Source organism: Pseudomonas oryzihabitans (assembly GCF_024652905.1).
Lineage (GTDB): Bacteria > Pseudomonadota > Gammaproteobacteria > Pseudomonadales > Pseudomonadaceae > Chryseomonas > Chryseomonas benzopyrenica.
The window spans coordinates 230,298-243,174 of sequence record NZ_CP102428.1; the positions used below are offsets into that span (position 1 = coordinate 230,298).

At 66.3% G+C, this 12,877-nt stretch carries 12 protein-coding genes; 5 read left to right on the top strand and 7 right to left on the bottom strand.

What is annotated here, in order from left to right:
- Positions 1 to 126: 126 nt before the first annotated feature.
- Both NRG74_RS01040 and NRG74_RS01045 read right to left on the bottom strand, forming a co-directional pair.
- Positions 127 to 1,509 carry a heavy metal sensor histidine kinase gene (locus NRG74_RS01040; RefSeq protein ID WP_257705530.1) on the bottom strand — a complete coding sequence of 461 codons (1,383 nt, stop codon included), beginning with the start codon at positions 1,507 to 1,509 and terminating at the stop codon, positions 127 to 129.
- Positions 1,506 to 2,177 (bottom strand): heavy metal response regulator transcription factor, encoded by a 672-nt coding sequence (locus NRG74_RS01045; RefSeq protein WP_027598269.1) that lies wholly within the window; start codon positions 2,175 to 2,177, stop codon positions 1,506 to 1,508. The genes NRG74_RS01040 and NRG74_RS01045 overlap by 4 nt, the downstream gene beginning before the upstream one ends.
- 120 nt (positions 2,178 to 2,297) lie before the next feature.
- On the opposite strand from NRG74_RS01045, the gene NRG74_RS01050 reads away from it, so the two are divergent.
- The 4 genes from NRG74_RS01050 (at position 2,298) to NRG74_RS01065 (ending at position 5,426) form a co-directional block, all read left to right on the top strand.
- Entirely contained in the window at positions 2,298 to 2,909 is a 612-nt protein-coding gene (locus tag NRG74_RS01050; RefSeq protein WP_017640014.1) for a hypothetical protein, read from the top strand.
- Between the two features lie 65 nt (positions 2,910 to 2,974).
- A complete protein-coding gene (locus tag NRG74_RS01055) occupies positions 2,975 to 3,601 on the top strand; it encodes a cytochrome b/b6 domain-containing protein (protein ID WP_017640013.1) in 627 nt (208 codons plus the stop codon).
- Positions 3,588 to 4,343, top strand: a complete 756-nt coding sequence (locus tag NRG74_RS01060) for a molybdopterin-dependent oxidoreductase (RefSeq protein ID WP_257705531.1) — start codon at positions 3,588 to 3,590, stop codon at positions 4,341 to 4,343. The genes NRG74_RS01055 and NRG74_RS01060 overlap by 14 nt, the downstream gene beginning before the upstream one ends.
- Positions 4,344 to 4,544: 201 nt before the next feature.
- Positions 4,545 to 5,426 carry an NAD(P)-dependent oxidoreductase gene (locus NRG74_RS01065; RefSeq protein ID WP_059315753.1) on the top strand — a complete coding sequence of 294 codons (882 nt, stop codon included), beginning with the start codon at positions 4,545 to 4,547 and terminating at the stop codon, positions 5,424 to 5,426.
- A gap of 42 nt (positions 5,427 to 5,468) precedes the next feature.
- Here NRG74_RS01065 and mqo read toward each other — a convergent pair whose 3' ends face one another.
- The 3 genes from mqo to NRG74_RS01080 form a co-directional block, all read right to left on the bottom strand.
- Positions 5,469 to 6,974, bottom strand: a complete 1,506-nt coding sequence (mqo, locus tag NRG74_RS01070; protein ID WP_437181174.1) for a malate dehydrogenase (quinone) — start codon at positions 6,972 to 6,974, stop codon at positions 5,469 to 5,471.
- A gap of 26 nt (positions 6,975 to 7,000) precedes the next feature.
- Positions 7,001 to 7,396, bottom strand: a complete 396-nt coding sequence (locus tag NRG74_RS01075) for a cupin domain-containing protein (RefSeq protein WP_017640009.1) — start codon at positions 7,394 to 7,396, stop codon at positions 7,001 to 7,003.
- 97 nt (positions 7,397 to 7,493) lie between these two features.
- Positions 7,494 to 8,402 (bottom strand): AEC family transporter, encoded by a 909-nt coding sequence (locus tag NRG74_RS01080; protein ID WP_017640008.1) that lies wholly within the window; start codon positions 8,400 to 8,402, stop codon positions 7,494 to 7,496.
- 440 nt (positions 8,403 to 8,842) lie between these two features.
- Here NRG74_RS01080 and NRG74_RS01085 point away from each other — a divergent pair, with 440 nt between their 5' ends.
- On the top strand, positions 8,843 to 9,667 hold the full coding sequence (locus NRG74_RS01085) for an AraC family transcriptional regulator (RefSeq protein ID WP_068383790.1): 825 nt from the start codon (positions 8,843 to 8,845) through the stop codon (positions 9,665 to 9,667).
- On the opposite strand, the gene NRG74_RS01090 is transcribed toward NRG74_RS01085, so the two are convergent.
- The gene (locus NRG74_RS01090) at positions 9,647 to 10,234 is read right to left on the bottom strand and encodes a LysE family translocator (protein ID WP_093254550.1); all 588 of its coding nucleotides are present in this window, start codon (positions 10,232 to 10,234) and stop codon (positions 9,647 to 9,649) included. The two genes, NRG74_RS01085 and NRG74_RS01090, sit on opposite strands and share 21 nt — an antisense overlap.
- Before the next feature lie 207 nt (positions 10,235 to 10,441).
- A complete protein-coding gene (locus NRG74_RS01095; RefSeq protein ID WP_257705533.1) occupies positions 10,442 to 12,664 on the bottom strand; it encodes an ATP-binding protein in 2,223 nt (740 codons plus the stop codon).
- Between the last annotated feature and the right edge of the window lie 213 nt (positions 12,665 to 12,877).

Consider the following 12,877-nt stretch of genomic DNA (forward strand, 5'->3'; position numbering starts at 1 on the left):
GCTTATTGCCTAAGGTAGATGAATGTACAGTAGTGGGCGGGTCGATGCAGCCCATAGCCCGCCTGGGCAAGCGGAAAAAGTCCTTTGGTGACGGGCGGTTGCGTGGTTTGAGCGGCAGGTCGCGGTTCAGGCGGCCGGGGTCGGGAAGACCAGGCTGAAATGGATGCCCCGCGCATCCTGCTCGACCTCGGCACGCCCACCATGCAGACGCATGATCGCGGCGACGATGGCCAGGCCCAGACCGTTGGAATCATGGGGCTGATGACGCGAGGGATCGGCGCGATAGAAGCGATCGAATAGCCGTCGCAGGTGTTCCGGCGCCAGGGCGGGACCGGCATTGCTGACGCGGATGCGCCCGCCGTCCGCCTGCAGCTGGATCTCGCCATCCGGGTCGGCATAGCGGATGGCATTGGCTACTAGGTTGCTCAAGGCGCGACGGAGCAGGAGCGGATCGGCGATCACCTCACCGCCGCCTGCCACGACCAGGCGCAGGCCGCGCTCGTCGGCCGGCCCTTCGAAATAGTCGGCGATGCGTGCCAGCTCTTCGTCTAGTCGCAACGGTTGCGGGGTCAGCACCGCCTGGGCGTCGTCGGCGCGGGCAAGGAAGAGGATGCTTTCCACCAGGCGCGAGATGCGCTCCAGCTCTTCCAGGTTGGACGCCAGCAGCGCCTGGTAGTCCTCGGCGCTGCGCACCTGGCGCAGGGCGACCTCGGTATGGCCCATGAGGGCATTGATCGGGGTGCGGATCTCGTGGGCGAGGTCGGCGGAAAACTGCACCAGCCGGCCATAGCCGTCGGCCAGGCGCGCCAGCATGGCGTTGTAATTTTCCACCAGCGGCTGCAACTCGCGCGGGGCATCGGCCAGCTCCAGCGGCGCGGCCAGGCGGGTCGGGGTGATGCCGCCGGCATGGCGGGCGATACGCCGCAGCGGCGCCAGGCCGCGTCGCAACAGCAGATAGCCGAGGCCGGCGGTACACAGGAAGGCCAGGGTCACCGCGCCGATCAGGCCCAGCTGGAAATCGGCCAGGGTGGTGTCTTCGTTGCGCAGCACATGGGCGGCGGTCAGTTCCACCGGGCCTTCGGGGGTGTTCACCGCGACCCGCGCCGCGCGCCAGCGGGTGCCGTCGGCCAGGGTGCCTTCCCGTATATCGGCCGGCGTCGGTCGCCGCGTCTGGGGTACCACGGCAAGATCCGGGAGGGCGATATTCAGCGGATTGGAGGCGATCACCGGCTTGGCACCCGGCGCGCCGATGAGAAAGACATCCTGCTCGTTGCCCAGCATGTTGGCGAACAGCTGCGGACTGCGGCCCAGGGTCTCCAGCGACAGGTCGGCGCTGAGCAGGCTGCGAAAATGCGCCAGGCGACCGAGCAGAGCGTAGTCGGCGCGCTCCAGCACCGTCCGTTCCAGGCTGTGGTAGAGAAACAGGCCGGCACCGCCCACGGCGAGCAGCGCCACCAGGGCGAATCCCAGGGTGGCGCGCAGGATCAGCGAGGGTGAGCGCGCACTCAAGGCCGAACCTCGCAGACGTAGCCGATACCACGCACGGTATGGATCAGCTTGACCGGGTAGGGGTTATCGACCTTGGCGCGCAGCCGCTTGATGGCCACGTCCACCACGTTGGTGTCGCTGTCGAAATTCATGTCCCAGACCTCGGCGGCGATCAGGGTGCGCGACAGCACCTCGCCTTCGCGGCGCAGCAGCAGGTGCAGCAGGGCGAATTCCTTGTTGGTCAGCACGATGAGGTCGTCGCCGCGGGTTACCCGTCGCCGCAGAAGATCCAGCTGCAGATCGGCCAGGTGGAAATGCTCGGGCTCGCGCACCACGCCACGGCGCAACAGGGTGCGGATGCGCAGCAGCAATTCGACGAAGGAGAAGGGTTTGACCAGGTAGTCGTCGGCGCCCAGCTCCAGGCCGCGGATGCGATCCTGCAGGCCGTCGCGGGCGGTGAGAAAGAGCACCGGCACGTCGAGCTTCTTGCGCAAGACCTCCATGATCTGCCAACCGTCGATGCCGGGCAGCATGACGTCGAGGATGATCAGGTCGTAACGGCCGTCCAGGGCCAGGTGCAGGCCATCGGCGCCGTGCTGGGTCCAGTCGACCGCGTAGCCGGATTCGCCGAGACCCTTCTTCAGGTACTCGCCGGTCTTCTGGTCGTCTTCGATGAGGAGAATGTGCATGACGTAATGGTAGGGCCTCCGGTCGCTTCGCTGGGTGACATTTTTGTCATTCGCCGGTCATCTTGCTGACCCCCCACGCGTCGCACTGTGGCGGGGCGATTCCCTATCCCAGGAGGCTTCATGCGTACCCAGACTCTGCTCCGCGGTTCCCTTGCCCTGCTGCTCGCCAGCAGCGCCCTGCTGGCCCAGGCCGCGCCCATGCCCACCGTCAAGCCCATGCGCGGCACCGTAGACAGCGTCCAGGGCGACACCCTGGCCTTCACCACCCGCAACGGTGCCCACCAGACGCTGATGCTGGACGACAAGACCAGCTACCGCGCCGTATCCAAGGCCAACCTGGATCGCATCGAAGCCAACAGCTTCATCGGCTCCGCCGCCACCCCTCAGCCCGATGGCACCCTCAAGGCGCTGGAGGTGACCGTGTTCGAGGCCAGCCTGCGCGGCTCCGGTGAAGGCCACTACGGCTGGGAAAACGCTGACGGCAGCACCGGCACCATGACCAACGGTACCGTGGGCGAACTCAAGAAGGCCAATGGCCGTACCCTGACCGTGCAGTACAAAGGCGGCGAGAAGCAGCTGGTAGTACCGGAAGACGTGCCCATCGCCTATGTCGAGAAGGGCGACCGCAGCCTGCTCAAGCCCGGCGCCAAGGTGGTGCTGTTCCCCGCCGAAGACGGCAAGCACGCCAAGGGCGTGGCCGTAGGTAAGGACGGTTTCACCCCGCCCATGTAAGACCCCCCGCGGTCGCCTGATTGGGATGGCGACCGCCTCCATCTCGCGGTGAAGAGGGACAGATCATGACCACCTCGCGACGGCGTCTGGTGCACCGCTGGCCGGTGCGCCTCACCCATTGGCTCAACGCCCTGGCAATGCCCTGCATGTTCATGAGCGGCTGGGCAATCTACAACGCCTCGCCGCTGTTCCCCTTCACCTTTCCCGCCTGGGCGACCCTTGGCGGTTGGCTGGGCGGCGCCATCGCCTGGCACCTGGCGGTCTTCTGGCTACTGCTGGCGAACGGCCTGATCTATCTGCTCTATGGCCTGTTCAGCGGCCACTTCCGGCGGGATTTCCTGCCGCTGTCACCGCGCGCCATCGGCCGTGATTTCGCCGCGGCCGTGCGCCTGCGTCTGGGTCATCACCTCGGCACCTATAACGCCGTGCAGCGCCTGCTCTACTGGGGCGTACTGGCCCTCGGCGTGCTGGTGGTGCTCTCCGGCCTGGCGATCTGGAAACCAGTGCAATTGCAGGGGCTGGCGGCCCTGCTCGGCGGCTTCGACACCGCTCGCTACGTGCATTTCTTCGCCATGGCCGGCATCGGCGCCTTCGTCGTCGTGCACCTGGCCCTGGTCATCCTGGTCCCCCGCACCCTGCCGCCGATGATCACCGGTCGGGCGCACGAGGAGGTTAACGATGAGTCGGCGTGAACGCCTGCGCCTGGAACCGGCGCAACAGCGGCAGGTGGAGAATCTGCAGCGACGCCTGCTGCTCAAGCAGGGCCTGACGGTGGGCGCCCTGGCCATGCTCAGCGGCTGCAACCTGCAGGACGGCGACAGCGTCGACAAGGTGCTCTGGTCCATGTCGCGCTTCAACGACCGGGTGCAGGCCTGGCTGTTCGGCCGTGAGCGCCTGGCGTCGACCTATGCCGCCAGCCAGATCACCAATCCCTTTCCCTTCAACGCCTTCTACCCCGAATACAACGTTCCGGAAGTGGACCTCAGCGATTACCGCCTGGAGGTCTCCGGCCTGGTCGCCAACAAGCAGGCCTGGACCCTGGAAGACCTGCGCCGCCTGCCGCAGCGCGCCGACATCACCCGCTTCATCTGCATCGAAGGCTGGAGCGCCATCGGCCAGTGGGGTGGGGTGCCCCTGCGTACCTTCCTCGAACGCATCGGCGCTGACACCACGGCCAAGTACGTCGGCTTCAAGTGCGCCGACCGCTACTACTCCAGCATCGACATGGCCTCGGCGCTGCATCCTCAGACCCTGCTGGCGCTGGACTTCGGCCAGGTGGCCTTGCCGCCGGACTACGGCTATCCGCTGCGCCTGCGGGTGCCCACCAAGCTCGGCTTCAAGAATCCCAAGCACATCCAGGCGCTGTTCGTGACCAACGACTATCCCGGCGGGTACTGGGAGGACCAGGGCTACAACTGGTTCAGCGGGATCTAGGCGCAACGTCTGCTGCGCGTCGGCCGAACTGCGTTGAAAAGACCTTCGGAATGCTCATTTACCACTCGTAAACTGCGCTTCCTCAGGTCTTTTCGCCTTGTTTGGCTCTAGCTCGCGAGACTTTGCCTAAGCTTTTGATGGCGGAACCCCGGCCCGGAGGTAGAGTCGAGATACCACCATCCTCTACCGGGAGCTCCCCTCATGTCCGCTCATCCCTCGATCGGTTTCATCGGCTTTGGCGCCATGGCCCAGCGCATGGGCGCCAACCTGCGCGAGGCCGGTTATCCGGTCCGCGCCTACGCCGAACACCAGCAGGACGGCGAGCGCCACGGCACGCCCATGGAGCCCCTGGCGACCCTGTTGCCCCAGGCCGAGGTGGTGATCGTTTCCCTGCCCAACGACGCCATCCTCGAACAGGTGCTGCTCGGTGCCGACGGCGTCCTCGCCCGTCTGGAAAGCGGTCGCCTGCTGATCAACACCAGCACCAACTCGCCCGCGCTATCGCTGCGCCTGGAAGCGGCCGGTCGCGCCCGTGGCATCGCCGTGGTCGAGGCACCGGTGTCCGGCAGCACCCCCGAGGCGGAACAGGCGCAACTGGTGGTCCTGGCCGGTGGCGAACCCGAAGCGGTGGAGCGGGCGCGGCCGATCCTCGAAACCCTGGGCAAGACCGTGCATCACGTCGGTCCGACCGGGCAGGGCGCGGCCATCAAGCTGGCCATCAACGGCCTGATGGGCGCGGGTCTCGCCGCCCTGGCCGAAGCCCTGGCCTATGCCACCCGCGCCGGTCTCGATGCCGAGGTGTTGTTCGAGGTGTTCGGTGACCTGGCGGTGCTCTCGCCCCACCACCAGCGCAAGCTGGCAGCCCTGCGCGAGGGCGACTTCGCGCCGCAATTCCCGGCGGCGCTGATGCACAAGGACATGGGCCTCCTGCTGGCCGAACTCAATGCCACCTTCCAGGGCGCGCCAACCCTGGCCGCCGCCGCGCAGCAACTGGCCCTGGGCGCCGAGCTGCATCCCGACGCGGACTACGTCATCACGGCCGATGTCCTGTTGGAAGAAGCCGAAGACGCCGCTACCCGGTAAGGGGGATGGCCGCATGCCCGTGCATGCGGCCAAGGAGGAGCCTCACACGTCGGCGATCCCCAAGACCTTGGCGGTCTCGGCGCGACTCTGCCGGCAGGCTGCCGCGTCGGTCTTCAAGTCGAGGCCGTAGGTCGGCAGGATGCGCCGCAACGCCGGCAGCCAGGCGTCTTCGGTGAGACGCTCCGGGAAGCAGGTTTCCAGCACCTCCAGAGCGATGGCTGCGGCTGTCGAAGCACCCGGTGAGGCGCCGAGCAGCGCGGCGATGGAGCGATCCGCGGCGCTCACCAGTTCAGTGCCGAATTCCAGTTCGCCCTTCTTGCTCAGTAGGCCATGCTGGCCGGTGGGCTTGATGGTCTGCACCCGTTGCCCGGCCACCGCTTCCTGCCAGTCGCGCTTCTTCGCTAGGGGGAAGAACTGCTGCAGCATGGCGAATTGCTGGCTGGAGCTCTGGAAGATCTGCCCGATCAGGTATTCGGTCAGGTCCAGGTTGTCCTTGGCCACGTTCAGCAACGGCAGGATGTTGTCATGACGCAGCGAGGTGAAGAGATCGGTCAGGGCGCCGTGTTTGAGGAAGCGCGAGGAAAAGCCCGCATAGGGTCCGAACAGCAGCGAGCGCTGGCCGCCGACGATGCGGGTGTCCAGGTGTGGGACCGACATGGGCGGCGAACCCGAGGGCGCCTTGCCATAGACCTTGGCCTGATGCCGTTCGGCCAGCGCCGGGACGTCGCAGCGCAGCCAGATGCCGGAGATGGGAAAACCGCCGAAACCGTGCCCTTCGGGGATGCCGGACTTCTGCAGTAACGGCAGCGAGCCGCCACCGGCACCGATGAAGATGAACTTGGCGGTGACCTCCGTGCGGCCGCCGTGGTCGACATCCTCCACCGTCACCCGCCAGCGACCGCCATCGGTACGCGCCAAGTCCACCACCCGTTGGTGATAGTGCACGGCGAAGCCCGATTGCTGGCTGAGCTGACGCACCAGCAGGTGGGTGAGGGCCCCGTAGTCGACGTCGGTGCCGGTCACCATGCGCGTCGCGGCCACCGGTTCGTCGGCGCTGCGCCCCTCCATGATTAGCGGCGCCCACTGGGCGATCTGCGTGCGGTCCTCGCTGTATTCCATGCCGTGATAGCAGTGATGGGCGCTCATCGTCCGATAGCGTTCGCGGAGGAAGGCGACGTTGTCCGCACCCCAGACGAAGCTCATATGGGGGCAGGCGTGGATGAAAGCCTGCGGGTCCGGGATCGCACCCTTGCGGACCAGGTAGGCCCAGAGCTGGCGCGAGAGATCGAACTGGGTATTCACCTTGAGCGCCTTGGCGATGTCGACGCTGCCGTCATTGCGCTGCGGCGTGTAGTTCAGCTCGCAGTTGGCGGCATGGCCGGTACCGGCGTTGTTCCAGCCCTGGGAACTCTCCTGGGCGCAATCGTGCAGGCTCTCGAACAGCGTCACGCTGAGGCTGGGGTCGAGTTCCTTGAGCAGGGTACCCAGGGTAGCGCTCATGATGCCGGCGCCGATCAACACGACGTCGGGCGAATCCGTGGAAGACAATGACGACATGACAGTTTCCTCAGGCATTACGCCGGCTGGTTGGGAACGAAGCGCAGGTTCGCGTTGGGCTCGTAGATGACGTAGGCACGCCGCCAGGGCTCGTCGCCGAGCAGCTTCCAGCGGTGCCCGGAGCCAGTGTCGTCCTGGGCCAGCAGGACGTCGCCGGGCCGCAGCACGAAGGTCTTGCCCGACTTGACCTCGAACTCCAGGGTGCCGCTCAGGGTGATGACGAACTGGGGCTGCGGGTCTTGGTGCCATTCGAAGGCACCTCCCGCCGTGGTTTCCTGGAAGGACAGCTCGTTTACCGCGATGGGCAGGCCTGAGGCCTTGCCATGCAGGCCTTCGCCCAGTTCCAACTGCCCTTCCTCGAACAACGAATTACCGTCGTTGCCGGTCCAGAGCCGTACACATCGAATGGCCATTTCTGTCTCCTGAAACATCGGTAGGTTGCTTGCGGCGCGGGTTTCACCAAGGCAACGGGGCACCCGCCGGGCCCCGGTTCACGTGAGGGCCGGCCTCTTACAGGCTGGCCGCCAGTACGATGCCCAGGGCTATTCCGGGAATGGCGAGCAGGGTGCTGAACAACACGCTGCGCGCTGCTTCCTCGGCATAGACGCCCTGGGCCATGGCCAGGCTGGGCGCCGCGGTGGCCGATGGCAGCAGGCCGAGCAGGAACACCTGCTGGAGCAGCTCGCCGTGCAGGCCCAGCGCCAGACCCATACCCAGCAGCACTAGCGGCTGCAGCAGATTCTTCAGCAGCAGGTTGCCGAGGATGTCCCGGTCGAAGCTTGGGCGGATGCTGGCCAGGATCAGGCCCAGGGTGAACAGGGCGACGCCGCCTGCCGCCCGGCCGATTTCGTCCGTCGCCGCCACCAGCAATGCCGGGGGCCGCAGGCCGAGCAGGGCGCAGGCCAGTCCCAGCAAGGGCAGCAGCACCAGCGGTTGGCGCACGGCCTTGGCGAGCGCCTGGGCGGCCCCGCCACTGCTCAAGAGCACCAGCGACAAGGGAATGATCACCAGGGTGACGATCAGGTTGCCGACGATCACCGCCAACAGGGCGGACGGGCCGACCGCCGCGAGCAGGACCGGCGGCCCGCAGTAGGCCATGTTGGGAAAGGCCACGGTGATGCCACGCAGGGTCGCCTCGCGCCAGTTGTGTCCGCCGCGCACGCGACCCAGCGCCAGGCCCAGTAGCCAGATACCGATCAGGCCGGTTGCCAGGGTCGCCACATAGGGCAGGTTGAGGATCTGTTCGGGCCGGGTCTTGGCGGCAGCGAGAAAGAGGCTAATGGGCAGGGCGAAGGTGACTACGAAGGCGGCGAGGATCTTGCTCGCCTCCGCGGGCATGACCCGCCAGCGACCGGCACACCAGCCGAGGGCGGTGACGAAGACGATGGGCGCAAGGGCCTGGGCGATGATCTCGATCATGGCCGCGCCCTCCCAGGGATGACGAGGGCGCCAGGGGCAGCGGCTGAAGGTGGTTGGCAGGTGAGTCGCGCGGGGATGTCGGCGGTACGACGGTTCATCCGAAACTCCTGAGCTGGGATCGACAATGTGTCGCTCCAGGCGTGTCCTACGGCAGAGGTGGTGGCCTCGCCTAAAGCGCTCTGGAAGGCGGCTTTGCTCTCTTATTGATGGTGTTTAGAAACTTTTGTTTACAAATAATGTGCGGCAAATTGTCGCATCTAGACCTTGGTCGGATTCCCGTGCTTGCCTTCTTGTGGGTCTTCATCTCGCTCTTCGCGCGGCTGCGCTTCCGCGCGCAGCGTCGGTCGCTCCTGGATGCGGGAGCGTTGCCCTTCCTCTAAGCTACCGGCTGGATTCCCGGGGCGGCCCGGGCACTGGCGGTCCTTGCGGGGAGAAGGATGATGACCACCACCCCGAGTTTCTGGCGCGATCCCGCGCTGCCCTTTCTCGAAGCCCGATCCATCCAGGACGGTCGCGCGCTCTGCTATGCGCCCCATTCCCACGAGAGCTTTTCCATCGGCACCGTGCTGGGCGGTCGTAGCCGCTATCGCAATGGCCCGACCCGCGAACTGGTGGGGGCGGGCACCCTGGTGCTGATGAATCCCGGCGACGTCCATGCCTGCAATCCCCAGGGCGAGGACGCCTGGCGCTATCGCATGCTGCACGTGGACGCCACCTGGCTGGCCGGGCTGCAGCGTCCGGGCGCCGACGACTTCCAGCCGCTGGCCGTGCAGCTGTCCGGGGATGTCACCCTCTACGCTGGCCTGGAGGCCCTGCATGCCTGCCTGGTCGCCCCCGACAGCACCACACTGCAGCGCCAGAGCCGGGCGCTGCTGTACTTCGAAGCCGTGCTGGCGCGCCTGGGTCGCACGCCCGTTGCGATGTCGCTAAGGCGCGAGGATCGCCGCCTGCGTCGCGCCGCCGAGTTTCTCGATGCCCACTGCGGCGAGGGCGTCAGTCTCGACCAGCTCAGCCAGGTGGCGGATCTCTCGCCCACTCAGCTGATTCGCAGCTTTCGCCGGCGCTATGGCCTGACGCCCCACGCCTATCTGATCGACCGCCGCATCCGGCTGGCGCGGCAACGACTGCGCCAGGGCGAGGAGTTGGCGGAGGTCGCCCTGGCCACCGGCTTCGCCGACCAGGCGCATCTGCAGCGCACCTTCAAGCGCCTGGTGGCAGCTACCCCTGGCCAGTACCGCGCCGCTTCAACCCTCCCACAGCAGTGAGGCGGCGCACAGCACCAGCAGCACCGCCAGGCCGCGATTGAGCAGGCGCAGGCGGGGCGCCGCCAGGGCGCGACCGCGCAGCCATTCGCCGGCCACCGCCCAGCAGGCGAGCGAGGCGAAGCAGATCACCAGATAGAGGACGGCGAATAGCGCCAGGCGCCCGCGATCCTCGCCGACGAACAGGGCCACCCCGGCCGCGGCGGCGAGCCAGGCCTTGGGATTGAGCCACTGCAACAAGGCACCATCACGAAAGCCCGGACAGTGCCGCAGCTGGCCGGTGCCCAGGTCCCCGGAGGCCCTCGCCAGTTTCCACGCCAGGTACAGCAGAAAGAGCGCGCCGGCCGCGCGCAAGACCCAGAGCAGCATCGGCCAGGCCGCCAGCACCCCATGCAGGCCAAGGCCGACCGCCACCAGCAACACCACGAAGCCAAGGGTGGCGCCCGCGACATGCCACAGGGCCGGGCGCCAGCCATGGGTCAGGCCGGTGTTGAAGCCCACCAGGTTGACCGGGCCGGGCGAAAGGGAAGCCACCAGGGCAAAGGTGGCCATGGACAGGATCAGGGTCAGGGTCATCGCTAGGTCTCGTCGATTGCGCAGACCTGACCCTAGCGAGCGTGACCGTCCTCCGTATTGAAGAAAATGACTCTTCGAGCCCGACGAAAGGCAGGAATTCGCGGCGTTGCATTGACGTCCATTACAGCGAGCCGAGCGCTCCCCCGGTGGTTTCAACGTCGCTGTCGGCCACCGGGGCTTTCTTCTTTCACGTCCTGACGGCTAGGGCGCGATGGGCAGGGTGAAGGTGAAGGTACTGCCCTCGCCCAGGGTACTGGTGACGCTCAGCTCGCCACCATGGGCCTCGACGATGCCCTTGGCGATATACAGCCCCAGCCCATGGCCGGTGGGGTTGTCTTCCTGCACATGCCAGAAGCGCTCGAAGACCCGCGCCTGCTGCGCCTGGCTCATGCCACGACCGTTGTCGCTCACACTGATCTGGGCCATGGGACCGACCCGCTGCATGCTCAGCTGGACCAGACCACCCGGCGCGGTGAACTTGATGGCATTGCCCAGCAGATTCATCAGCACCTGGAAGATGCGCTCGGCTTCGACCATCACCTGAATATCCTGATCGGCCGCGTATTCCAGGCTGATGTTCTTGATCTCCGCCAGCGGTCGCGACAGCAGGATGGGTTGCGCACAGACGTCGGCCAGACGCGCCTGCTTCAGATCCAGCGCCAGGCGATCGGATTCGATCTTCGACAGGTCTAGCAGGTCGCTGATCAAGGCATTCATGCGGTTGGCCGCGGTCTCTATCACCTCCAGCGAACTGGGCAGGCGGTCATCGCCCAGCGCCAGCTTTTCCAGCTGGCGCTGCAGCATCCCGACCTTCATCAGGATGATGGTGATGGGGCTGCGCAGGTCGTGGGAGACCGCCGCGACGATCTCGTCGCGCAGGCGTACCGCCTGGCGCTCACGCTCGACCTGACGCGCCAGGTCCAGCTCGATGGCCGAACGGCGCAGGTCCTTGGCGGCGAACAGGTCGGATGGGCGCCAGCGCTGGGAGCGCAGCTGTACCAGTTCTTTCCAGGCGTCGAAGGAGCGCCGTGGATGGGGATAGTTGAGGCCAGGACCCGAGGCGGGCGCGGTGGGCTCCAGCTTGGCCGGATTACCGCTCCAGACCACGGTGGTCACGATCTCCGGGCGGAACCAGAGCACCAGGTTACGTACCGGTTTGGGGAGCGCCAGCGCCAGGACGCCGCTGGCCCGGTCGCTGTAGCGACGGGCATCGGGCAGTTCGTCGGCCAGGCAGCGCGTCGCATAGATGCCCGAGGCGTCCATCTCGGCGGTGACCCAGGCGGCGAGGATACGGGCGTCTTCCGCACTGGGGCATTCGCCCAGGCTGCAGAGTTCGTCCTCCACCAGCACCGCGACACCGGTGGCATCCACCAGCTCCAGCAGATCCGTGGCCCGCTCGCACAGGCCGCTGAGCACCTCGCCGCGGCTGTCGCACATCCCCTGGATCAGCGCGGCCAATTGCGCCTCGCGGGCATCGATCTCGCGCTGGACCTGGCGATTCTCCAGCGCGCGGATCATCAGGGACACCAGCACCCCGACCGAGCGGCAGGCCATCCGGGTGCGATAGGGCAGATACAGCGGCTCGCGATGGCCACAGCTGATCAGCCCCCAGAGCTTGTCGTCGCTGATCAGCGAAACGCTCATGGAGGCACGCAGACCCTGGTTGCGCACGTACTGGCAATGGATGGGCGACACGCTGCGCAGCACGGCGTGGGTCAGGTCGATCGGATCCCGCTCGCTGCCGTGTAGAAAGGCCGGCACCAGGGGCACTGCCTGGTACTGGGCGTCGGGAATGTTGCGGATCCAGTTCTCGTGATAGAGCGCCCGCGCCTGGGCAGGAATGTCGGCTGCTGGGAAGTGCATGCCCAGATAGCTGTCGATATCCTCGACGCGGTCCTCGGCCACCACCTGACCATCGCCACCGTCGTCGAAACGATAGACCACCACCCGATCGAAGCCGGTCAGCGCCCGCACTTCCCGTACCGCGCCTTCGCACAGCTCGGGCAGGGTACGCGCCTGTTGCAGACGCGCCAGAGCGCGGGCCAGGCCCGCCGGCTCGACACCGCCGTGGTCATCCGGCTCGAATTCCAGGAACACCAGCCCATGGTTGCGATGCAGGATCACGTCCATGTCGCGAATCGGGCGCGTCCAGCTCAACGGATTGGCTTCTTCCAGATGTTCCAGCGTCAGCGCCTGTCGCACCTGTTCCAACAGGTCGACGGGCAGGACCTGCTGCAGCGGCCGACCCAGCAACTCCACCTGCGGCTTGCCCAGCAACTCGGGCAGGTTGTGACTGACATGCTTGACCAGCCCCTCCACCTCCTCGAAAGCGATGAGATAGCCATGTGCCTGGATAGCGCCTGGAATGCGGATCGGCTCGCTTTCGCAGCTTTGCAGCGACTGACCGGAAGGTGCAGCAATCATGCGACTGTCTCAAATGAACTCTTGAATAGGACCGCTCCAGGGCGATCCTGTTAAAGCTTTAGCACCGAATGGCTGTGAATGTGATGCCGGTCACGCAGTTTCAGCATCCGTTGCACTAGTTTCGCATTCGCAGTAGCCGATAACGATTATTGCGCTTCTCTTTCGGACGAAGGGTTCTTGGACTGACCTGAGATGTCCTGGCTGGCCTCCCTG

What these genes read in the sequence shown, in the direction of transcription:
- NRG74_RS01045 (WP_027598269.1), bottom strand. Translation starts at nt 2,177, where the DNA reads ATGCACATTCTCCTCATCGAAGACGACCAGAAGACCGGCGAGTACCTG.
- NRG74_RS01050 (WP_017640014.1), top strand. Translation starts at nt 2,298, where the DNA reads ATGCGTACCCAGACTCTGCTCCGCGGTTCCCTTGCCCTGCTGCTCGCC.
- NRG74_RS01055 (WP_017640013.1), top strand. Translation starts at nt 2,975, where the DNA reads ATGACCACCTCGCGACGGCGTCTGGTGCACCGCTGGCCGGTGCGCCTC.
- NRG74_RS01060 (WP_257705531.1), top strand. Translation starts at nt 3,588, where the DNA reads ATGAGTCGGCGTGAACGCCTGCGCCTGGAACCGGCGCAACAGCGGCAG.
- NRG74_RS01065 (WP_059315753.1), top strand. Translation starts at nt 4,545, where the DNA reads ATGTCCGCTCATCCCTCGATCGGTTTCATCGGCTTTGGCGCCATGGCC.
- NRG74_RS01075 (WP_017640009.1), bottom strand. Translation starts at nt 7,396, where the DNA reads ATGGCCATTCGATGTGTACGGCTCTGGACCGGCAACGACGGTAATTCG.
- NRG74_RS01080 (WP_017640008.1), bottom strand. Translation starts at nt 8,402, where the DNA reads ATGATCGAGATCATCGCCCAGGCCCTTGCGCCCATCGTCTTCGTCACC.
- NRG74_RS01085 (WP_068383790.1), top strand. Translation starts at nt 8,843, where the DNA reads ATGACCACCACCCCGAGTTTCTGGCGCGATCCCGCGCTGCCCTTTCTC.
- NRG74_RS01095 (WP_257705533.1), bottom strand. Translation starts at nt 12,664, where the DNA reads ATGATTGCTGCACCTTCCGGTCAGTCGCTGCAAAGCTGCGAAAGCGAG.